Origin of the sequence: Pseudomonas sp. BN415 (assembly GCF_029871195.1) — a bacterium.
GTDB lineage: Bacteria > Pseudomonadota > Gammaproteobacteria > Pseudomonadales > Pseudomonadaceae > Metapseudomonas > Metapseudomonas resinovorans.
Genome location: NZ_SSOK01000040.1, coordinates 1 through 22090, shown reverse-complemented (window position 1 = coordinate 22090; position 22090 = coordinate 1). Strand labels below are relative to the sequence as shown.

Here is a 22090-nt window from a genome sequence, read left to right as displayed (position 1 = left end):
CTACGGGGAGACCTGCTTCTTTGTGGGGGCGAATTTATTCGCTACGGGACGCGCAGCGGCCCCGGAAATGTCTGCAAGGCAGACCTGCGGTCTGCTTAGCGAATGAATTCGCCCCCACAGGGAATTAAGCCTCGGCAACTTCTCGCTTCAGGATCATCCATTTCACCGTCAAGCCAAGCCCAGCTCTTGCCGCTCGGGTCATAGAGTCATTGCCTTTCAATCAAAGAGGGCAAGGGACATGCCGAGCGATGATCTACTCAAAGGCCGAGTATCACGAGCCGGTCAGATCTACCACATCACCACAACCACCGAAGACCGTCGGCCGTTGTTCAGCGACTTCCATTGCGCCCGCATCACCGTTGCCGAGCTGCGCCGATTGCATGAGCAGAACGTGGTCAATTCCCTGGCCTGGGTTCTGATGCCGGATCACTTGCACTGGCTGGTTCAGCTCAACGGCCCCATCGGACTCTCTACCGTGATCAAGGTGTTCAAGGGACGCTCCGCCAGACAGTTGGGTTTGCACATGGAAACCGGTGGGGCGGTCTGGCAACCGGGCTTCCACGACCGCGCGCTGCGACGTGAGGACGACATCCGCAAGGTTGCGCGTTACATCGTGGCCAATCCATTGCGGGCCGGCCTGGTGGAGCGAATTGGCGATTACCCGTTCTGGGATGCCAAGTGGATCTGATACATCTGCAGGGGCGGCTTTACCGCCCGAATGAAGTGACTTCGCTCTTGCTACGCCACTTTCCCCTCATTCAACAAATGCGCCGCCAGCGTCCTCAGCGCTCCCAGCTGGCGGCAGATCAACCCCAGTTCGGTCTGCACCAGGCGCGGGCGGTCGTCCATGTCGTCGGGGAGCTGTTCCAGGGCCTTGGCGAGTGCGTCTTCCTCGTCGCGATGGATGCTGATCGGGCGGCGATCGGTCAGGCCCTGGGCAATGCAGTCCAGGCTTTCGGCAATTTGCTCGGCGGCTTCGTTGATTGTCGGCGTGAGGGCCGAGCCGGGGGTTTCGCCGCGGTGCGCGCCGAGCGCGGAGAGGTAGCTGAGCAACGTGTGGGAGAGCACCAGGAAGCGGAAACCGATGTCGGCCTCCTTCCGGAAGTGGCCCGGTTCCATGAGCATGTTGGAAAGCGTGGTGGACAGTGCTGCGTCGGCGTTGTGGGCGTTGCGCCGTGCCAGGCGGTAGGCCAGGTCGTCGCGCTTGCCGCTGACGTACTGCTGCATGATCTGGCGCAGGTAGCGGCTGTTGCAGGCCAGGGTGTTGGCCACCACCTGGTTGAGTCGGCGGCCCTGCCAATCGGGAAGCACGAAGATCACCGCCAGGCCGGCGATCAACGCGCCGAGCAGGGTGTCCACCAGGCGCGGCAGGAACAGTCCGTAGCTGTCGCCGATCTGGTTGAAGCAGAACAGCACCAGCAGGGTGATGGCGGCGGTGGCCAGGGTGTAGCGAGTGGCGCGAGTGGCGAAGAACACCACCCCGGCGACCACGGCGAAGGCCGACTGCACGAGGGCGCTGGGGAACAGGTCGAACAGGGCCCAGCCCAGCGCCAGGCCGAGCAGGGTGCCGGCGATCCGCTGCACCAGTTTGCGTCGCGTGGCGCCGAAGTTGGGTTGGCAGACGAATACCGTGGTCAGCAGGATCCAGTAGCCCTGTTCGGGGTGGATCAGGTGCAGCACGCCGTAGCCGGTCGTGAGTGCCAGGGCCATGCGCAGCGCGTGGCGGAACACCAGGGACGTCGGCGTGAGGTTCTGTTTGAGGCGTTCCCAGACGTCCTTCAGGCCTTTGGGGGAGCGGTCCAGCAGGCTGGTGTCCTGGGCTTCGGCGAGGGCGTCGGGGTTGCTGGCATCGATGAGCAGGCGGTCGAGGGTAGCGAGGTTGCGCGCCAGGGCGTTGAGCGAACGCAGCAGCCCGCGCCAGGCGGGGTTGCTCTGGATGCGCAGGTGCTCCAGGGATTTGTTGAGGTCTTCCAGGGCCTGGGTGCCGTCCAGGTAGTCGAAGGGCTGGCGCATCTGGAGGGCGCGGCCCAGCGCCTGGCAGGCGCCGCCTTGCTGGCGCAGCAGACGCTGGCAGCGGAACAGCACGTCACTGTGGAAAAAGGCTTCGGCCAGTTCGTTGTAGGCGTAGTGGGAGGAGCTGGCGCGCTCGTGGATGTCCTGGGCGAGGAAGTACAGCTTGAGGTAGCGGTTCACCTTGGGACCCGGCCGGCCGTTGCCGACCCGGTGCAGGATGATTTCCTTGGTGGCGTTGAGTGCTGCCACGACCTTGCCGTTCTGTCGCGCCAGTTCCAGCCGCCGGGCTTCCACGTCGAGATGGCGGACCGGCTCCAGCAGCGCGGATTTCAGCTTGAGGTATTGCCCCAGTTCACGGAACAACCTGGCCAGGCTCTGCTGAACCGGCTGGTGGGTGAAGAGCGCCTGCCAGAGCACCGAGAGCAGTCCGTACCAGGCGGCACCGGCTACCAGCAGGGCGGGCTCCTGCCAGAGGTTGGTGGGCGTGCCGTCGCGCTGGTCGACACCGATCATGGTGTAGATGGACAGGATCAGCGTCGCCGAAGCAATGGTGGCGTAGCGTTCGCCGAGGGCGCCGAGCATGGTCAGGCCGAAACTGGCCAGTGCCAGGGCGCCTACGAAGATCCAGGGATAGGGGAACAGCAACTCGACTGACAACGAGGCTACGCTGAAGCAGCCGAGGGTCACCAACAGAGCGGTGAGGCGCCCCTGCCAACTGTCGTCGGTTTCCGCCAGGGCGCTGGCGATGATGCCGAGGAAGAGCGGGATCAGCAGGTCCATGCGGTCCTGCTGCCAGCACAGCGCCATGCTCCCGGTCAGGGCGATGAAGACGCGCAAGCTGTAGCTGAACTTGTCCAGCGCCCAGAGGCGGCGCAGCGTTTGGGTAAATCGGGTCGAGGGCATAAGGGCCTTGTGGGCGAATGTCCGTATACGGCTGGGCTGCCGGGTACAGCCTAAGGGCAGCCGAAGGCGCTGTCAGCCACCCTGTCGCATTCGATGCCCGGGGATGACGGGAGTCACATGGAACGGGATGGAAAATCAGGTACGGAAGTACCGGGTCACACTGGTGGCTGCCGAAATTTTGGTGCAGTCTTGGCTACCTGCCGGCCAAACCTGTTCTCGGATGCCCCCGCATGAGACGACGTTGTGGTTTTGCCCTGTTCGCCCTGCTGATCGTTACGCTGAGCGCCCATGCCGAAACCTTGCGCATGGCCGCTGATGTGTGGCCGCCGTTCACCGATGCGAGGCTGGCGGGCAACGGACTGGCTGCGGAGCTGGTGAGCACGGCGCTGAAGCGCGCCGGGCACCGGCCGGAGTATGTCGAAGTGCCCTGGGCCAGGGCCTTGCGTGGATTGCAGATGGGCGACTACGACCTGATCGTCAGTGCCTGGCACAGCGATGAGCGCGCGGCCTACGGCCAGTTCTCCAAACCCTACCTGACCAATCGCATTCGCTTGCTCAAGCACAAGGGCAGCGATGTGGACTTCCAGGCCCCCGAGGACCTGAAGCGCTACAGCATCGCCGTGGTGCGCGGCTACAGTTACCAGCCGGCCTTCGATGCCGACACCAGCTTGAAGAAGGTGCCTGTGATGGGCTTCCAGATGGGCGCGCGGATGCTCGCCGCCGGGCGTGTGCAACTGACCCTGGAAGATGAGCTGGTAGCGCGCTTCTACCTCAATCGCGAGCTTGCGGGCATTCGCGAGCAGCTGGAGTTCTTGCCACGGCCACTCAGCGAGAACGGCTTGCATATCCTGGTGCGCCGCAGCCACCCGCGGCACCAGCAATTGGTGGAAGACTTCGATCAGGCGATGCAGGCCATGCGCGAAGACGGCACTTATCGGGCCATCTTCGCCCGCCATGGGCTATCCGAACCCTGAATCAGAGAATGCGGACCTTGTAGGTGCGCCCTTTGATCTTTCCTTCGCTGAGGCGCTTGAGCGCCTGCTTGGCGATGCCGCGCTCGACGGCGACGAAGGCCTGGAAGTCGAAGATGGCGATCTTGCCCACCTGGCTGCCGGGTAGCCCGGCGTCACCGGTGAGGGCGCCAAGGATGTCGCCGGGGCGCAGCTTTTCCTTGCGACCGCCGCTGATGCACAGGGTGGCCATGGGCGGCAGCAGCGGTTCGCGGTTCTTCACGAGCAGTTCATCGATGCGCTGCCAGTTCAGCGGCGCCTGTTGCAGGTCCTCGATGGCCTGGGCGCGGTTGGCTTCGGCCGGCGCCACCAGGCTCAGGGCCAGGCCTTTCTCACCCGCACGGCCACTGCGGCCGACTCGGTGGATGTGTATCTCGGGGTCGCGGGACAGTTCGACATTGATCACTGCCTCCAGGCCGGCGATGTCCAGGCCGCGGGCGGCGACGTCGGTGGCCACCAGCACGCTGCAGCTCTGGTTGGCGAACAGCGCCAGGACCTGGTCACGCTCGCGCTGTTCCAGATCGCCGTGCAGCGATTGGGCGGAGACACCGTTGTCGCGCAGGTAGGTTTCCAGTTCCTGGCACTGCTGGCGGGTGTGGCAGAAGGCGACGCAGGACTGCGGACGGGTGCTCTGCAGCAGACGCAGCACGGCGTCCATGCGCTGGCGCGGATCGATTTCGTAGAAGCGCTGCTCGATCTGGCTGTCGTCGTGCAGGGCTTCCACCTTCACCTGCTGCGGTTCGCGCATGAAAGTCTTGGCCAGTTGCGCGATACCTGCCGGGTAGGTGGCGGAGAACAGCAGGGTCTGCCGACGCGCCGGGAGCTGGCCGATGATGTCGGCGATGCTGTCGTAGAAGCCCATGTCGAGCATGCGGTCGGCTTCGTCCAGCACCAGGGTGTTGAGGCCGTCCAGCACCAGGGTGCCCTTGCGCAGGTGTTCCTGGACGCGGCCCGGCGTGCCGACGATGACGTGGGCGCCGTGTTCCAGCGAACCCACCTGCGGGCCGAAGGGTACGCCGCCGCAGAGGGTCAGCACCTTGATGTTGCCGTGGCCACGGGCCAGGCGGCGGATTTCCTTGGCCACCTGGTCGGCCAGCTCGCGGGTGGGGCAGAGCACCAGGGCCTGGCAGCCGAAGAAGCGTGGGTTGAGCGGCTCGATCAGGCCGATGCCGAAGGCGGCGGTCTTGCCGCTGCCGGTCTTGGCCTGGGCGATCAGGTCCCGGCCCTTGAGGATCAGCGGCAGGGCCTGGGCCTGGATCGGTGTCATGTCGAGGTAGCCCAAGGTCTCCAGGTTGGCCAGGGTGGCCGCGGAGAGGGGCAGGGAAGAAAAGGCGGAGGTGGTCACGGGACGGGCCTGTAAGTCGAAATGGCGCGCAGTTTAGCAGGCCCGCGTGCGTCACCCCTGTCACTCGTCGAGTTCGCGGTCTACCCGGCGCACGGCGCGGCCGCTTTCCCGTGGCAACTGGAAGAAGATCCCCGCAGCCAGCAGGGTCAGCACGCCGACGCACAGGTAGGTGGCCTGGAAGGCAGCCAGCACGCTGGACGCATCGGGTTTGCCGAAGCCGCCGAGTAGCGCCGCCGCCACCGCTACACCTAGGCTCATGGACAGTTGCATCACCACCGACAGCAGGCTGTTGCCGCTGCTGGCCTGGTGATCGTCGAGGTCCAGCAGGGTGACCGTGTTCATCGCGGTGAATTGCATGGAGTTGACTGCACCCAGGGCGCCCAGGTGCAGGAGCAGCAGCGGGTAGGGCGTTTCGGCGTCGATCAGTGACAGGCTGGCGATCATCCCGCCCAGCAGAACCGTGTTGCCGAGCAGCAGACGGCGGTAGCCGAGGCGGTCCAATAGGGGCTTGGCCAGGGGCTTGGCGAGCATCGCCGAGAGCGCAAGGGGGATCATGGTCATGCCCGCCTGGGCCGGTGGATAACCCAGGGCCACCTGCAGCAGCAAGGGCGTGAGGAAGGGCAGGGCGCCGCTGCCCAGGCGCGAGAAGAGGTTGCCGAGGATGCCGGCGGCGAAGGTACGGGTACGGAAAAGCGAAGGCGCGAACAGCGGCTGCTCCGTCTGTACGGCGTGCAGCCAGTAAGCGGCCAGGCAGGCCATGCCGCCGAGTAGCAGGAGCATCACCCGCACATGGGGCAGGTGCAACTCGCCCAGGCCTTCGAGGGCGATGGTGATCAGTACCATGGCGGCGCCGAACAGCAGGAAGCCGAACAGGTCCAGCCGCACCGGCCCGCTGCCGCGCAAGTCCGGCATGAAGCGCCAGGCGGCGAGACCGCCGATCAGACCCACCGGAAGATTGATCAGGAAGATCCAGTGCCAACTGGCGTATTCCACCAGCCAGCCGCCCAGGGTCGGGCCGATCAGTGGGCCTAGCAGGCCTGGCAGTGTGATGAAGCTCATGATCCGCACCAGCTCCGAACGCGGATAGGCGCGCAGCACCACCAGCCGTCCCACAGGCATCATCAGCGCACCACCGAGTCCCTGCACCACTCGCGCGCCGACCAATTGCGGAAGGGTGGAGGACAGGGCACAGAACAGCGAGCCAAGGCTGAACAGCAGGATGGCGCCGAAGAAGATCCGCCGCGTGCCGAAGCGGTCGGCGACCCAGCCCGAGGCAGGGATCAGCAACGCTACGGTGAGCATGTAGGCGATGATCACCGACTGCATGCGCAGCGGGTCTTCGGCCAGGTCGCGGGCCATGGCCGGCAGGGCGGTGTTGAGGATGGTGCCGTCCAGCGCCTGCATGAAGAACGCCACGGCCACCAGCCAGGGTAGCAGTCGCGCGGTACGGGCATCGAGGGAGGTGGGCTCGGCCATGATGATCCTTGCGTGGTCGACCCTGCGCACTTTAGGCGCCAGCCGATGCCGTTTCCAGCCGATGTAGACCAAGGCATGGTGGTGTCCGCCTGCTAGGCTTGCCACTATCCAAACCTCCCTACCCTTGCCATGGAAGGACTCTTCCGATGCGGACCCCCTGTGTCTTGCTGCTGAGCTGGCTGAGCGCTGCATCCTGCGCTGCTGCGGAGTGGTTTCCGTTGCAGGTTGAGATGGATGGCCGCGAAGCGAGCTACCGTCCGCTGAGCGGGGCAAGCAAGCCCTGGCGCGTCTGTGCGCTGTTGCCCCACGGCATGGACCGCTACTGGTGGGGCGTGGCCTGGGGCATGGACGAGGAAGCGCAGCGCCAGGGCGTGCGGCTGGGCATCTACGAAGCGGGCGGTTACCAGTATGAGGACATGCAGCGCGCCCAACTGACCCGCTGCATTCAGTTGGCGGCCGATGCCTATGTGATCGGAGCCATCAGCGCCAAGGGGCTGTGCGACGAGATCGCCCTGCTGCACCGCGACAAGGTGCCGGTGATCGACCTGGTCAACGGCATCGACTGCCCTGGCATCACCGCCCAGTCCCAGGTGGATTTCGCTGACATGGCCAGAGCGGCCATGGCCTATATCCGCGAACACAGTAAGGGGCGACCCGTGCGTGTGGGCTGGCTGCCGGGGCCTCAGGACGCCGGTTGGGTGGCGGACGCCGAGCGCGGGCTGGCGAAACTGGGGGCGGACAGTACCGTGACCCTGATATCGGCCGGTTACGGTCCGGTCGACCGCTCTACCCAGGCAGTGCTGGTGCGCCAGTTGCTCGCCCGCGAGCCGGAGCTCGACTACATCCTTGGCAATGCCGAGGCCGCTGCCTTTGCGGGTCACCTGGTGCGTGCCGGCGGCGGTCGTTACAAGGCCAAGGTCGTCTCGCTCTATGCCACCGAGCGGGTGCTGGAGGCGATTGCCGATGGCACAGTCCTGGCTTCGCCCACGGATTCGCCGGTGATTCAGGCACGGGTTGCGGTAGATCTGGCCGTGCGTGTGCTGGAGGGCAAACCGTCGCCGAAACGGGTCAGCCCGCGAATCGAGGTGATCGACAAGGAGAACCTCAAGCATTTCGACATCAGCCACCTGATGCCGCCCAGTGGGCACTGGATGATCCGGCAAGAGCTGCCGGATTAGGCGCACAGGTTTTTCTTGTTGTAGGGGCGACTGATTTCGTCCCTATGGAGATGTTCACCCGCAACAACGAAAAGGCCCCTGACGCATCGCGCCAGGGGCCTTTTTCGTTCAGGCGTTTGCCTTACAGCTTGCGCGTCGGCTGGCCACGCACTGGCTTGTCACCAGCAACGTAGTAGCTGGTGGTGCTGCGCGGCAGCGGTTTGCGGCCACGGATCCGGTCGGCGATCTTCTCGGCGATCATGATGGTGGTCGCGTTGAGGTTGCCGGTGATGATCTCCGGCATGATCGAGGCGTCCACCACTCGCAGGCCTTCCATGCCGTGCACGCGGCCCTGGCCGTCAACTACCGCCATGTCATCGGTGCCCATCTTGCAAGAGCAGGAAGGGTGGAAGGCCGTTTCGGCGTGGGTGCGGATGAACTCGTCCAGCTCGGCGTCGCTCTGCTGGTTCGCGCCCGGGCTCAGCTCGCGGCCGCGGTACGGGTCCAGCGCAGGCTGCCCCATGATCTCGCGGGTGATGCGGATACCGTCGCGGAACTCCTGCCAGTCCTGTTCATGGGACATGTAGTTGAACAGGATGCTCGGATGCTGGCGCGGGTCCTTGGACTTCAGGTGGATACGGCCACGGCTCGGCGAGCGCATCGAACCCATGTGAGCCTGGAAGCCGTGTTCCTTCACGGCGTTGCTGCCGTTGTAGTTGATTGCCACCGGCAGGAAGTGGAACTGGATGTTCGGCCACTCGAATTCGGAGCGGGTGCGGATGAAACCGCCGGCTTCAAACTGGTTGCTCGCGCCGAGGCCAGTGCCGAGGAACAGCCATTCGGCACCGATGGCAGGCTGGTTCCACCATTGCAGGGCGGGGAACAGCGACACGGGCTCCTTGCAGGCGTACTGCAGGTAGAGCTCCAGGTGGTCCTGGAGGTTGGCGCCTACACCCGGCAGATCATGCACCACCGGCACATCGAGGTCGCGCAGCAGGGCCGCCGGGCCGACGCCGGAGCGTTGCAGCAATTGCGGCGAGGCGATGGCGCCGCTGCAAACCAGCACTTCGCGGCGAGCATGCACGGTGATCCGGTTGTCGCTGTTGCCTTTCAGGTAGGCGACGCCGATTGCGCGCTTGCCACTGAACAGGATGCGATCGGACAGGGCGTGGGTGACGATGGTCAGGTTGGGGCGATTGCGCGCCTGGTCCAGGTAACCGCGACCGGTGGCGGCACGACGGCCTTCCGGGGTCACGGTGCGGTCCATGGGGCCGAAGCCTTCCTGCTGGTAGCCGTTGAGGTCGTCGGTACGTGGGTAACCGGCCTGCACGCCGGCCTCGACCATGGCATGGAACAGCGGGTTATTACCGGTCTTGGGTGTAGTTACGCTAACCGGGCCGTCACCGCCGTGGAAGTCGTTGGGGCCGATGTCGCGGGTTTCCGCCTTGCGGAAGTAAGGCAGGCAGTCCAGGTAACTCCAGTCTTCCAGGCCCGGGGCCTTGGCCCAGCTGTCGAAGTCCAGGGCGTTGCCGCGGATGTAGCACATGCCGTTGATCAGCGAGGAGCCACCGATGCCCTTGCCACGGCCGCACTCCATGCGGCGGTTGTTCATGTAGGGCTCCGGATCGGTCTCGTAGGCCCAGTTGTAGCGGCGGCCTTGTAGCGGGTAGGCAAGGGCGGCGGGCATCTGGGTACGGAAATCCAGGCGATAGTCCGGACCGCCGGCTTCCAGCAACAGGACGCTGACATCCGGGTCTTCGGTCAGGCGGGTGGCCAGCACGTTACCGGCAGATCCGGCGCCGACGATGATGTAATCGAATTCTTGGGACATGTGACTTACCTGCTAGATAACCCGGATGACTCCGGGGCGCGGCAAACTTCGTTCCCGGATTGCATCCGGGCTACCGGGGTGGTGTTGCGTCGTGGTCCGGAGGCAATCCGGGAGCGCCCATGCGCCCCCGGTTTCCTCTCGAGGACGCGTTGGTCAGAACACCGAGTAGTAGTCGCCCATCTCGACCTGCACGGACTTGATGCGGGTGTAATGGGCCAGGGTGGTCAGGCCGTTTTCACGGCCGACGCCGGACTGCTTGTAGCCGCCCACCGGCATTTCGGCGGGGGACTCGCCCCAGGTGTTGATCCAGCAGATACCGGCTTCCAGCTTGTGGATCACGCGGTGGGCACGGGCCAGGTCGCGGGTGACGACGCCGGCGGCCAGGCCGTAGTCGGTGTCGTTGGCGCGGCGGATGACTTCTTCCTCGGTGTCGTAGACCAGGATGCTCATCACCGGGCCGAAGATTTCCTCGCGGACGATGGTCATGTCGTCGGTGCAGTCGCTGAACACGGTTGCGGACACGTAGGCGCCCTTGGCGAATTCACCCTCGGTGACGCGCTCGCCGCCGATCAGCAGGCGCGCGCCTTCCTTGCGGCCGGCCTCGATGTAACCGAGCACGCTCTCCATGTGAGCGAAGCTGGTCAGCGGGCCGAAGTTGGTGTTGGCGTCTTCCGGGTTGCCCAGGCGGATGCGCTTCACGCGCTCGACCACCTTGGCTTCGAAGCGGGCCTGCAGGGCGCGCGGTACGAAGACGCGGGTGCCATTGGTGCAGACCTGGCCGGAGCTGAAGAAGTTGGCCATCACGGCGATGTCGGCCGCGCGGTCGAGGTCGGCATCCTCGAAAATGATCAGCGGCGACTTGCCGCCCAGTTCCATGGTCACTTCCTTCAGCGAAGAACTGGAGGCGCTGGCCATGACCTTCTTGCCGGTGGAGGTGCCGCCGGTGAAGGAGATCTTCTCGATCTGCGGGTGCTCGGTCAGCCACTGGCCGACTTCGCGGCCGCTGCCGGTGAGCACGTTGAACACGCCGTCCGGTACGCCGGCCGCGGTGTAGATCTCGGCCAGTTTCAGCGCGGTCAGGGGGGTGACTTCGCTGGGCTTGAAGATCATGGCGTTGCCGGCGGCCAGGGCCGGGGCGGATTTCCACATGGCGATCTGTACCGGGTAGTTCCAGGCGCCGATGCCGGCCACCACGCCAAGGGGCTCGCGACGGGTGTAGACGAAGCTGGTTTCGCGCAGCGGGATCTGCTCGCCTTCGATGGCGGGGATCAGGCCAGCGTAGTACTCGATCACGTCGGCACCGGTGACGATGTCCACGGCGCGGGTTTCGGCCAGCGGCTTGCCGGTGTCCAGGGTTTCCAGTTCGGCCAGCTCGTCGTTGCGTTCACGCAGGATGTCGACGGCGCGGCGCAGGATGCGCGAACGCTGCATGGCGGTCATCGCGGCCCAGACCTTCTGGCCTTCGATGGCGCTGGCGACGGCACGCTCGACGTCTTCCTTGCCGGCGCGCTGGACTTTGGCCAGGACTTCACCATTGGCCGGGTTCACGGTCTCGAAGGTGGCGCCGCTGGTGGAGTCGACGTAGCGGCCGCCAATGTAGAGCTTCTGTTCTTCGAATCGGGCCATGGTGGTTGTCCTCTCTAGGTCTTGTGTTCGCAAGGCTGCAGGGCGGCTCAAGCCGCTTGCTTGGCCAGTTGTTGATCAAGGAATTCGTAGGCGAGCCGGCGGGCTTGCGCGGTATCGAAAGCTTCGCCGGACAGGGCGCCGCGCAGCCACAGGCCATCAATCAGGGCGGCCAGGCCGCGGGCGGCAGTGCGGGCGCTAGGCACGTCGAGTTCGCGGCGGAACTGACAGCAGAGATTCGAGTAGAGGCGCAGGTCGTTGATGCGCTGCAAACGGCGCAGGGACGGCTGGTGCATGCTGCTGGCCCAGAACGCCAGCCAGGTCTTCATGGCCGGGCCGTTGACCTGGGAGTCGTCGAAGTTGCCGTCGATGATGGAGCGTATGTAGCCACGCGCACTGTCGTCGCGCAGGGTCTCGCGGCGCTTGCGCACCGCGTCCTGCAGGTCGCTCATGAGGAAGCGCATGGTGGCTTCCAGCAGTCCGTTCTTGTCCTGGAAGTAGTGGCTGATGATGCCGTTGGAAACCCCGGCCAGCTTCGCGATGTAGGAAATGCTGGCGTCGCCCATGCCGACCTGGTCCACCGCCTCGAGTGTGGCGTGGATCAGTTGGGTGCGCCGCAGGGGCTGCATTCCGACTTTTGGCATGGGGTTTCCTCCTCTTCCGGAACCATTCCGGGCGGGTTGAAATCCAGCCTACTTTATTTTTATTGAACGTTCAAACAACAAAGAATAAGCTGCGCACCATGGAACGGGATGCGGCAGTTCGCCGCACCCGATTTCAGGCCTTCGGCCGGCGGATGCCACCCGTCGCCGGCCGCTGGCGCGGGTCTGTCGTTGCGTCCATGAGGCGCCTGCTTTCACTGCCCTGGAATTTCCAAATGAGTAAAGCTCCTACAACAACAAACCATGGGAAGGTGCGCCTGAATCCGGTCGTGTTCTTCGGATCCACCGCGCTCATTCTGCTTCTCACGGTTGCCTTGATTGCGTTCCCCGAGAGCGCCGGCAGCGTGCTCGGCAAGGCCCAGGCCTGGCTGTCGCGCAGCTTCGGCTGGTACTACATGCTGGCCATCGGCGCGTATCTGTTCTTCGTCCTCTATGTCGCTTTCTCCCGATACGGCCACTTGCGCCTGGGGCCTGATGACAGCCGCCCTGACTTCAGCTACGGCGCCTGGGCCGGCATGCTGTTCTCCTCGGGCATCGGCATCTCGCTGCTCTATTTCGCGGCGTCCGAGCCCATCGATCACCTCTACAATCCGCCGGAAGGCGAGCCCGGCAGCCAGTCCGCCGCGCGCCAGGCACTGCAGCTCACTTTCCTCCATTGGGGCGTGCATGGCTGGGCCATCTACGCGCTGGTGGGCCTGGCCGTGGGCTATTTCGCCTACCGTCACAACAAGCCGCTGGCGCTGCGTTCGGCGCTCTATCCGCTGTTCGGCGAGCGCCTGATGAAGGGCTCCGTGGGTAACGCGGTGGACTGCTTCGGCATCTTCGTGACCCTGCTGGGCCTGGTGACCAACCTTGGTATCGGGTCGCTGCAGGTCTCTTCTGGTCTGGAATACCTGTTCGGTCTGCCCCACAGCCAGGGCGCCTTGCTGGCGGTGATCCTGGTGATGAGCGCGGTGGCCACTCTGGCTGCGGTGTCCGGGATCGAGAAAGGTATTCGCCGCCTGTCCAACCTCAACATCATCCTGTTCAGTGGCCTGCTGGTGTTCGTGCTGCTGGCTGGCGAGACGCTGCACCTGCTCAACGGCTTCGTGCAGAACCTGGGTGATTACCTCAATGGCCTGGTGCTGAAGACCTTCGACCTCTATGTCTACACCGGCCAGTCCGGCAAGAGCGAAGAGTGGATGGGCCTGTGGACCCTGTTCTACTGGGCCTGGTGGATTTCCTGGGCGCCCTTCGTGGGCATGTTCGTGGCCCGTATTTCCCGCGGTCGTACCGTGCGCGAGCTGGTCAGCGGCGTGCTGCTGATCCCGCTGGGCTTCACCCTGGCCTGGTTGTCGGTGTTTGGTAACAGCGCCATCGATCTGGTGATGAACCAGAACGCGGCGGACCTCAGCAAGGCGGCGCTGGAGCAGCCGGCCATGTCCATCTACCTGCTGCTGGAGCATTACCCCTGGGCCAAGGCCGTGATCGGTCTGTCGATCTGCGTTGGGTTCGTGCTCTTCCTCACGCCGGCCGACTCCGGTTCGGTGATGCTGGCCAACCTGTCCCGCGAGGAAGGCGACCTGGACGAAGATGCACCCAACTGGCTGCGTATCTTCTGGTCGGTGGTCGTGACACTGGCCACCATCGGCCTGCTGTTCGCCGGCAACTTCACCGCCATGCAGACGGTGGTGGTGCTGGCCGGCCTGCCGTTCTCGGTGGTGCTGCTGCTCTACATGTTCGCCTTGCTCAAGCAGATGAAGGCGGATGTGGCAGCGCTGGAGCACGCGCCGAAGCACTCGAAAGTCGTCCAGTTGCAAGGCGAGGCGGCCTGACAGCCCGTCAGCCTGAAATGAAAAAGCCCGGTCTCTGGACCGGGCTTTTTTGTGTCAGGGATATGCCTATTGTGGGGGCGACTTCAGTCGCTAAGCAGCCCGTAGGGCTGCCATGCGGGATACCAAGGGTCAGCTGCGCTGCCCATAGCGAATGAATTCGCCCCCACAGGTGTGGATCAGTTTCAGGCCTCGGCTTTCGCCAACTGCTGATCCAGGTAGTCGTAGGCGATGTGCAGCGCTTGCTCGACGTTGAAGCCATCACCCGACAGGGCGCCGCGCAGCCACAGGCCGTCGATCAATGCCGCCAGGCCACGGGCCGCGGAACGGGCCTGGTCCAGGGGCAGGGTACGGCGCAGTTCGCAGCAGAGGTTGGAGTAGAGCCGGTGGTCGTTGATGCGCTGCAGCCGACGCAGGGACGGCTGGTGCATGCTGGCGGCCCAGAAGGCCAGCCAGGTCTTCATGGCCGGGCCGCTGACCTGGCTGTCGTCGAAGTTGCCGGCGACGATGGCCCGCAGGTGCGCGCGTGGAGTGTCTTCGCGCAGGGCGGCGCGGCGCTGACGCACGCCGCTGCTGAGAGCACTCATCAGGTGGCGCATGGTGGCTTCCAGCAGGCCGTTCTTGTCCTGGAAGTAGTGGCTGATGATGCCGTTGGACACGCCTGCGATACGGGCGATGTAGGCAATGCTGGCATCGCCCAGGCCGACCTGGTCGACGGCTTCGAGGGTCGCCTGGATCAACTGCGAGCGGCGGATCGGCTGCATTCCGATCTTGGGCATCAGGTAATTCCACCAGTTTGTGCGGGATTCGGGAGCGCGCAGTCTAGGGGGAATGGGATTGATCGATCAATCGAGGGGGTTGATCGGGAGGCGGGAAGATTGTTGTGGGGGCGATTTCAATCGCTAAGGGCGGCGCAGCTGCCCGCTTGCAACCTCCCAGGTCAGGTCTATGGTCTGCATAGCCAATGAATTCGCCCCCACAATAAAAGCAGACCCCCCGCAGGCGGCGGCCGGCGGGGGTTCGGGTGACGCGTGAACGGCTTACTTCAACCATTCCTCCACGCGCTCCGGGTTCTTGGCGATCCAGTCCTTGGCGGCCGCTTCCGGCTTGGCACCTTCGCGGATGGCCAGCATCACCGCACCCACTTCCTCGCCGCTCCAGGAGAACTTCTTCAGGAAGGCGGTGGCGTCGGCGGCCTTGGCTTCCAGGCCAGGATTGACCACGGTGTCGACGTGCTCGTCATCGCCATAGACCTTTTTCGGGTCTTCCAGGAAGCGCAGCTTCCACTTGGCGAACATCCAGTGCGGAATCCAGCCGGTGACCACGATCGGTTTCTGGGCTTTCTCGGCGCGGGTCAGGGCGGTGGCCATGGCCGGGCCGGAGCTGGGCATCAGCTTGATGTCCAGGTTGTACTGCTTGATGGCGTCTTCGGTGCGGCGCATTACGCCGGCGCCCGCGTCGATACCGGTGATCTTGCCGTCGAAATCAGCCTTGTAGGTGTTCAGGTCTTCGATGGACTTGGCTTGGACGTAGTCAGGGACGATCAGGCCGATCTTGGCGCCTTTGTAGTTGGAGCCCAGCACCACGACCTTGTCCTTCAGTTTCTCGTAGTACTCGCCGTGGGTGGCGGGCAGCCAGGCGGAGAGGGTGGCGTCCAGGTCACCGCGGGCCACGCCCTGCCACATGATGGCGGGCTCTACAGGCTTCAACTCGACGCCATAGCCGAGTTTATCCTTGAGGATTTCGCCCGCGACGTAGCTGGCGGCGACACTGTCGTCCCAACCGTTCACGAAGCCGATTTTCAGGGTTGGTTTGTCAGCGGCGTTGGCCATACCCATGCCGAGGGCAAGGGTGGCGACGCCGAGGGTTTTCAGACAAAGGGATTTCAACTTGCGCATACGTATTGCTCCATCAGGTGGGATTGGCAGCCAACTACGTGGTCGATGGCCCGTTCTGAGGCGGGTTTCGCGACAGTGCCCCGCGCAGCCCGTTGCCGGGCCGCGTTTGGCGAATTGCAAGGAAACGGGCTCGCGGGGAGCCCAGGGGATTACAGGCCGATGTGTTTCTTCACGGCAGCGGCGCCGTCCTGGCCGTCATAGGTGGTAACGCCAGCCAGCCACTTGTCCAGCGCGGCCGGGTTGGCCTTGAGCCAGCCAGTGGCGACTTTCACCGGGTCTTCCTTCTCCAGGATCTTCTCCATCAACTGGCTTTCGATCTCGACGCTGAACTGCAGGTTGTTCAGCAGTTTGCCGACGTTGGCGCAGCGCTGTTCGTAGTCCGGCGGTACCACGGTGTAGACCTTGGCAGCGCCGTAGTCCGGGCCGAACACGTCATCGCCACCGGCCAGGTAGGTGATGTCGAACTGGGTATTCATCGGGTGCGGGGCCCAGCCCAGGAACACCACCGGTTCCTTCTTCTTCACGGCACGTTGCACCTGGACCAGCATGCCGGCCTCGGAAGACTCGACCATGCGGAACTCACCCAGATCGAACTGGTTACCCTTGATCATCTTGTCGATCAGCAGGTTGCCGTCGTTGCCCGGCTCGATGCCGTAGATCTTGCCGCCCAGCTGGTCCTTGAACTTGGCGATGTCCTGGAAGCTCTTCAGGCCGGCATCAGCCGCGTAGGTCGGCACCGCCAGGGTGTACTTGGCGCCTTCCAGGTTCGGCGTCGGCAGCACCTTCACGCCGTTGTCCTTGGTGAAGGGCTCGATCACCGCGTCCATCGAGGGTGCCCAGTAACCGAGGAAAACGTCGATCTGCTTGTTTTTCACGCCGGTGAAGGCGATGGGCACCGAGGCCATGATCTTGCGCGGGGTGTAGCCCAGTCCCTCGGTCAGCACCATGGCCACGCCCGTGGTGGCGGCGATGTCGGCCCAGCCGATTTCGGCAAAACGGACCTGCTTGCAGCTCTCCGGCTCCTGGGCCCAGGCACCCTGGGACAGTGCGCAGGCCAGCAGGCCCAGTGCAGCGACTTTTTTCATTCTTTTCATTAGCGACTCCCTGACATTGAAAGATGAAGCGTGCGTTATTGCGCTTGCTGCCGTTGCAACTTGGCGCTCAGCCAGCCGAAGGGCTTGCCACGAGTCGCGGTTTGACGAGTCCCGAAACTTTCGGTGATGCGGTCGAGAATGATCGCCAGCAGTACCACGGCCATGCCGCTTTCGAAGCCCAGGCCAATGTCCAGACGCTGGATACTGGCGAGCACGTCGTTACCCAGACCGCCTGCGCCGACCATCGACGCGATAATCACCATGGACAGCGCCATCATGATCGTCTGGTTGACCCCGGCCATGATCGACGGCATGGCATTCGGCAGCTGCACTTTGTATAGCAGTTGCCAACTGGTGCAGCCGAAGGATTGACCGGCTTCGACGATTTCCTTGTTCACCTGGCGGATGCCGAGCGCGGTCAGGCGCACGGCCGGCGGCATGGCGAAAATCACCGTGGCGATGATGCCGGGTACGCGGCCGAGGCCGAAGAGCATGGCCGCCGGGATCAGGTAAACGAACGCCGGCATGGTCTGCATGAAGTCGAGAATCGGGCGGATGACCACCGCGACGCGCTCGCTCCTGGCCGCCCAGATGCCCAGCGGGATGCCGAGTAGCAGACTGATCAGGGTTGAGGAGAACGTCAGGCCGAGGGTGACCACGGTCTGTTCCCAGAAGCCCGTCATCACGATCAGGATCAGCGAGACCGCGGTGAAGCCGGCGAACTTGGCACCGATGCGCCAGAAGCCGAGGGCGACGAAGATCGCAATCAGCACCCACGCCGGTGGCCACATCAGGAGACGTTCGATCAGCTCGGAAAAGCCGCTGACCACATTGCCGACGCTTTCGAAGGCGCCGCTGTAGTTTTCGAGCAGGTGCTGAACGACGTCATTCACCCAACTGCCAAGATCCAGTTTTTCGCTCATCGTCATTCTCCCCGCAGGCGGCTCAGCAGGCGGCCTTTGCTGATCGCGCCGCAGTAGCGGCCACTTTGGTCGACCACCGGGATCGGCCCTTCATTGATCACCAGGCGCTGGATGACGCTGTCGAGCGGCAGGTCTTCCGGCACCGGATCGATGTGCTTGAGCAGGTTCTGCTCAAGGTCCAGAGTGCGACCGCCTTCAACCAGCAGGGCGATCTTCTCGAGACTGATGGAGCCGCGGAAGTTGTTCTTCTCGTCGACGATGAAGGCGTAGTGCTTGTCCATGGACTGCAGCTTCTGGCACACGGTCTGGGCGTCGGGCGCCTTACCGTTGTGCACGAACAGCGGAACGCTGTCGGACTTGAGCTGGCCGGCGGTGAGGTAGCGGCTGGTATCGACCGTGTTGAAGAAGTTGCGCACGTAGTCGTTGGCGGGGTTCTCGATGATCTCCTGGGGCGTGCCCACCTGGATCAGCTTGCCGCCTTCCATGATGCCGATGCGCGAACCGATGCGCATGGCCTCTTCGATATCGTGGGATACGAAGATGATGGTGCGGCTGTGTTTCTTCTGCAGGTCCAGCAGCACGTCCTGCATTTCGCGGCGCTTGAGCGGGTCGAGTGCGGAGAAGGCCTCGTCCATGATGATCATGGAAGGGTCGACCGCCAAGGCGCGGGCCAGGCCGACGCGCTGTTGCATCCCGCCAGACAGCTCATGGGGATACTTGTGGGCGAAGCTGGCCAGGCCAACCTGCTCCAGCACCTCCATCGCGCGCTTTTCGCGCTCTTTCTTGCTCTTGCCCGCCACTTCCAGGCCGAAGGCAGCGTTGTCCAGCACGCAGCGCGAAGGCATCAGGGCGAAAGACTGAAAGACCATGCTCATGTCACGGCGGCGCAGGTCGATCAATTGCGACTTGGGCAGCTTGGCGACGTTCTGGCCGTCGATGAACACATCGCCGGCAGTGGGTTCGATCAGGCGGTTGATAAGACGGATCAGGGTTGACTTGCCCGATCCCGACAGGCCCATCAGCACGAAGATCTCGCCTTCGTTGACGCTGAAAGACACGTCGCTGACACCGATTACGGCGCCGCGCTCAGCCAGGATCTTCTCCTTGCTCCAACCTTGCTTGAGTAAATCGATTGCTTCTTGTGGTTGTTGCCCGAAAACCTTGTAGAGGTTTTGAACCACGATCTTTCCAGACTGCATGGGATATTTCCCCTTCAGTAGACATCCAGGTCAGTTACATGGAGCCAGAACCGGCGCTCAACGACGCTCAGCCTGGTGATGCCGACTGCCTTGCCTGTGTGGATAACAATGTTTCGAGAACCTGACAGCCCTCTGGCAGTGTTACGAAACCCATTCCCTGGGCGGGTTCAGCACCTTGGTCCGAGGTGCGCGTACTTCCGAAATTTCTTATTAGGCCGACCTCTATTCGGGGGAGGCCGCCGCTTGTGTTCTTCGGTCCGGAGCGGAGTGCTCGCGGTCTGTCGATCCACGGGAACCGACAGCGACGAAATCGGGTGACTCAACGATAAAGCCTTGAGGCCTTGGCAATTGTCGGTTTACGACGTTCATATGTTGCGCGACGACATGGCCTATGGATATCGCTGAATGCGCCGCTTCACGGTGCTTTGGCCTGGACGAGGGCAACCGGGAGCGGGCCGCCGTCGCGCGCGGTGACGCCCTGCAGCCAGGCGGCCAGGGTGTCGGGATTGGCTCGCAGCCAGGCCTTGGCTTCACGCCTGCGGTTGGTGCTCTGGTTGAGTATGGCCTCCATCAGGTGGTTCTCCATGGCCAGGCTGAATTTCAGGTTCTTCAGCAACTGCCCGAGGTTCGGACATTCCTGCGTGAGCCCCTTGCGAACGTTCGTGTAGACCGTGGCGCCGCCATAATCCGGGCCGAACCAGTCGTCGCCACCGGCGAGGTAATGCATCTTCAACTGGTTGTTCATCGGGTGCGGTTCCCAGCCGAGGAATACCGCCCACTGACTGAGGTGTTCGGCGCGCTTGACCTGGGACAGCATGCCGTTTTCGCTCGACTCCACCAATTTGAAGTCGCCAAGGTTGAACGCGTTCCCCTTGATCATCTTGTCGATCAGCTTGTTGCCGTCATTACCGGGTTCGATGCCGTAGATCTTCGCACCCAACTGCTGCTTGAACTTCGCCAGGTCGGCAAAGCTCTGCACGCCGCCGTCCCAGGCCGCCTGGTTCACCGCCAGGGTGTACTTGGCACCGGTGAGGTTGGCGCCGAGGTTCTCCACCGTGCCTTTTTCCAGGTAGGGTCGGACGTCGTTTTCCATGCTTGGCATCCAGTTGCCAAGGAATACGTCGATCTTGCCGTCGCCCAGGGCCTTGTAAGTGTCGGGTACCGACAGACGCTTGACCTTGGTGATGTAGCCGAGCTCGCTCAGCACATGGCGGGTGACGGCGGTGGTGACCGTGATGTCGCTCCAGCCGACGTCGGCGAAATGCACGGTGGAGCAGCGTTCCGGGTCGGCGGCAAGGCTCGTTTGGGTGTTGAAGAGGGAAGCGGCCAGCAGCGTCGCCGCCAGCAGGGAAGTGGTGGGTCGAGTCATGGAAGGGGTCCGTCCACAGCAGGATTTATTGTCGTTCTCCGGACTCGCGTGGCTGTCGGACTGCTGCAGGCCCCCGCCCCCGGGCGCCCGGATGATGCGTGCCAGACACATCGCCTGACTACCGCCCCGGTCGCACTCAGAACTTATCTGTCGCGGCTAATGCAAGGCAACAGCCACTGTTGGGGCGCTCTTTTGTGGGGGCGAATTCATTCGCCAAGCCGGCCGAAGGTCTGCCCTGCATAGGTTCAGGGGCAACTGCATTGCCCTTAGCGAATGAATTCGCCCCCCCCCCACAGTGTCCAGGTCGATCCGGTGTGCCGCCACGACGTGTTTGGATACGAGCAAGTCGGTGTGGGAAGTCGCCGCTTCGATGAAATGCCGATCATGGCGCCAAGAGTGATCCCTACCGGAGTTGTCCCCCGTGGCTATCAGCGTGTTCGACCTGTTCAAGATCGGTATCGGCCCTTCCAGCTCGCACACCGTGGGCCCGATGCGGGCGGCGGCGCTGTTCGCCACGGCGCTGCGCGAGCGCGGCCTGCTGGAGCAGGTGCGACGGGTCGAGGTGCGCCTGTATGGCTCGCTGTCGGCCACCGGCGTTGGCCACGGCACCGACCGCGCCACCCTGGTGGGGCTGATGGGCGAATGGCCGGACCGCGTCGACCCCAAGCAGATCGCCCCGCGCATCGAAGCGCTGCAGGCGTCCCGCGAACTGCTGCTGGACGGCAGCCACCCGGTGGTCTTCGACTGGTCGCGCGACCTGCTGCTGCTGGACGAGAACCTGCCCTACCATCCCAACGCCATGACCCTGATCGTCGAAGGCGAAGGCGGTGAACTGCACCGCGACACCTACTACTCCATCGGTGGCGGTTTCGTGGTCGACGAAGCCCAGGCCAAGTCTGGGCAACTGGACCAGGACCACACCGAACTGCCCTACGACTTCTCCAGCGCCGAAGAACTGCTGGAGCTGTGCCAGCGGCACAACCTGCGCATTGCCGAACTGATGCTGGCCAACGAAAAGGCCTGGCGCAGCGAAGCGGAGATTCGCGCCGGGCTGCTGAAGCTCTGGGACGCCATGCAGGAATGCGTGACCAACGGCCTCGGCCACGAAGGCATCCTGCCCGGCGGGCTGAACGTGCGCCGGCGCGCCGCCAAGCTGCACCGCAGCCTGCAGGAGCTGGGCAAGCCCAACGTCATCGGCTCGACCATGAGCGCGATGGAATGGGTGAACCTCTACGCCCTGGCGGTGAACGAGGAAAACGCCGCCGGCGGGCGCATGGTCACCGCGCCTACCAACGGTGCGGCGGGGATCATCCCGGCGGTGCTGCACTACTACATGCGCTTCAACCCCGAGGCCAGCGAAGACGACGTGGTGAACTTCTTCCTCGGGGCGGCGGCCGTCGGCATCCTGTGCAAGAAGAACGCCTCGATCTCCGGTGCCGAAGTCGGTTGCCAGGGTGAAGTCGGTTCGGCGTGCGCGATGGCGGCGGCGGGCCTGGCGGAAGTGCTGGGAGCGACGCCGGCGCAGCTGGAGAACGCGGCGGAGATCGGTCTGGAGCACAACCTGGGGCTGACCTGCGACCCGGTGGGCGGGCTGGTGCAGGTGCCGTGCATCGAGCGCAACGCGATTGCTGCGGTGAAGGCGATCAACGCGGCGCAGATGGCACTGCGCGGCGACGGCGAGCACTTCATCTCGCTGGACCGGGTGATCCGCACCATGCGCGACACCGGCGCCGACATGCACGACAAGTACAAGGAAACCTCCCGCGGCGGTCTGGC

Annotated in this window: 17 protein-coding genes; 5 read left to right on the top strand and 12 right to left on the bottom strand. The window is 64.0% G+C overall.

Annotated elements, in window-relative coordinates; all coding sequences use genetic code 11:
• Positions 1-238: 238 nt before the first annotated feature.
• Positions 239-688, top strand: coding sequence for a transposase (locus E8F20_RS10480; RefSeq protein WP_280283663.1), 450 nt, complete (start codon positions 239-241; stop codon positions 686-688).
• A 50-nt stretch (positions 689-738) separates the two neighbouring features.
• Here E8F20_RS10480 and yccS read toward each other — a convergent pair whose 3' ends face one another.
• Positions 739-2916, bottom strand: a complete 2178-nt coding sequence (gene yccS / locus E8F20_RS10475; protein WP_280283662.1) for a YccS family putative transporter — start codon at positions 2914-2916, stop codon at positions 739-741.
• Between the two features lie 230 nt (positions 2917-3146).
• Between yccS and E8F20_RS10470 the strand changes: the two genes are divergently transcribed.
• Entirely contained in the window at positions 3147-3890 is a 744-nt protein-coding gene (locus tag E8F20_RS10470) for a transporter substrate-binding domain-containing protein (protein WP_280283661.1), read from the top strand.
• Position 3891: 1 nt separating this feature from the next.
• Here E8F20_RS10470 and dbpA read toward each other — a convergent pair whose 3' ends face one another.
• Positions 3892-5271 (bottom strand): ATP-dependent RNA helicase DbpA, encoded by a 1380-nt coding sequence (dbpA, locus tag E8F20_RS10465; RefSeq protein ID WP_280283660.1) that lies wholly within the window; start codon positions 5269-5271, stop codon positions 3892-3894.
• 60 nt (positions 5272-5331) lie between these two features.
• On the bottom strand, positions 5332-6747 hold the full coding sequence (mdtD, locus tag E8F20_RS10460) for a multidrug transporter subunit MdtD (protein WP_280283659.1): 1416 nt from the start codon (positions 6745-6747) through the stop codon (positions 5332-5334).
• 146 nt (positions 6748-6893) lie between these two features.
• Here mdtD and torT point away from each other — a divergent pair, with 146 nt between their 5' ends.
• On the top strand, positions 6894-7925 hold the full coding sequence (gene torT, locus E8F20_RS10455; RefSeq protein ID WP_280283658.1) for a TMAO reductase system periplasmic protein TorT: 1032 nt from the start codon (positions 6894-6896) through the stop codon (positions 7923-7925).
• A 121-nt stretch (positions 7926-8046) separates the two neighbouring features.
• Here torT and betA read toward each other — a convergent pair whose 3' ends face one another.
• The 3 genes from betA to betI (E8F20_RS10440) form a co-directional block, all read right to left on the bottom strand.
• A complete protein-coding gene (betA, locus tag E8F20_RS10450; RefSeq protein ID WP_280283657.1) occupies positions 8047-9735 on the bottom strand; it encodes a choline dehydrogenase in 1689 nt (562 codons plus the stop codon).
• 153 nt (positions 9736-9888) lie between these two features.
• Entirely contained in the window at positions 9889-11361 is a 1473-nt protein-coding gene (gene betB / locus E8F20_RS10445) for a betaine-aldehyde dehydrogenase (protein WP_280283656.1), read from the bottom strand.
• A gap of 47 nt (positions 11362-11408) precedes the next feature.
• Positions 11409-12002 carry a transcriptional regulator BetI gene (gene betI, locus E8F20_RS10440; protein WP_280283655.1) on the bottom strand — a complete coding sequence of 198 codons (594 nt, stop codon included), beginning with the start codon at positions 12000-12002 and terminating at the stop codon, positions 11409-11411.
• 287 nt (positions 12003-12289) lie between these two features.
• Here betI (E8F20_RS10440) and E8F20_RS10435 point away from each other — a divergent pair, with 287 nt between their 5' ends.
• Positions 12290-13834, top strand: coding sequence for a BCCT family transporter (locus E8F20_RS10435; RefSeq protein WP_280283718.1), 1545 nt, complete (start codon positions 12290-12292; stop codon positions 13832-13834).
• 182 nt (positions 13835-14016) lie between these two features.
• Here E8F20_RS10435 and betI (E8F20_RS10430) read toward each other — a convergent pair whose 3' ends face one another.
• The 6 genes from betI (E8F20_RS10430) to choX all read right to left on the bottom strand — a co-directional run bounded on the left by betI (E8F20_RS10430) (position 14017) and on the right by choX (position 20314).
• Positions 14017-14610 carry a transcriptional regulator BetI gene (betI, locus tag E8F20_RS10430; protein ID WP_280283654.1) on the bottom strand — a complete coding sequence of 198 codons (594 nt, stop codon included), beginning with the start codon at positions 14608-14610 and terminating at the stop codon, positions 14017-14019.
• A gap of 261 nt (positions 14611-14871) precedes the next feature.
• A complete protein-coding gene (locus E8F20_RS10425) occupies positions 14872-15729 on the bottom strand; it encodes a glycine betaine ABC transporter substrate-binding protein (RefSeq protein WP_280283653.1) in 858 nt (285 codons plus the stop codon).
• 149 nt (positions 15730-15878) lie between these two features.
• Positions 15879-16823 (bottom strand): choline ABC transporter substrate-binding protein, encoded by a 945-nt coding sequence (locus tag E8F20_RS10420; RefSeq protein WP_280283652.1) that lies wholly within the window; start codon positions 16821-16823, stop codon positions 15879-15881.
• Between the two features lie 35 nt (positions 16824-16858).
• On the bottom strand, positions 16859-17746 hold the full coding sequence (locus tag E8F20_RS10415; RefSeq protein ID WP_028629608.1) for a proline/glycine betaine ABC transporter permease: 888 nt from the start codon (positions 17744-17746) through the stop codon (positions 16859-16861).
• Between the two features lie 2 nt (positions 17747-17748).
• Positions 17749-18945, bottom strand: a complete 1197-nt coding sequence (locus E8F20_RS10410; protein WP_028629609.1) for a glycine betaine/L-proline ABC transporter ATP-binding protein — start codon at positions 18943-18945, stop codon at positions 17749-17751.
• Positions 18946-19360: 415 nt separating this feature from the next.
• Entirely contained in the window at positions 19361-20314 is a 954-nt protein-coding gene (gene choX / locus E8F20_RS10405; RefSeq protein ID WP_280283651.1) for a choline ABC transporter substrate-binding protein, read from the bottom strand.
• A 421-nt stretch (positions 20315-20735) separates the two neighbouring features.
• Between choX and E8F20_RS10400 the strand changes: the two genes are divergently transcribed.
• Positions 20736-22090: L-serine ammonia-lyase (locus E8F20_RS10400; protein ID WP_280283649.1), on the top strand; the 1355-nt coding region annotated here is incomplete at its 3' end.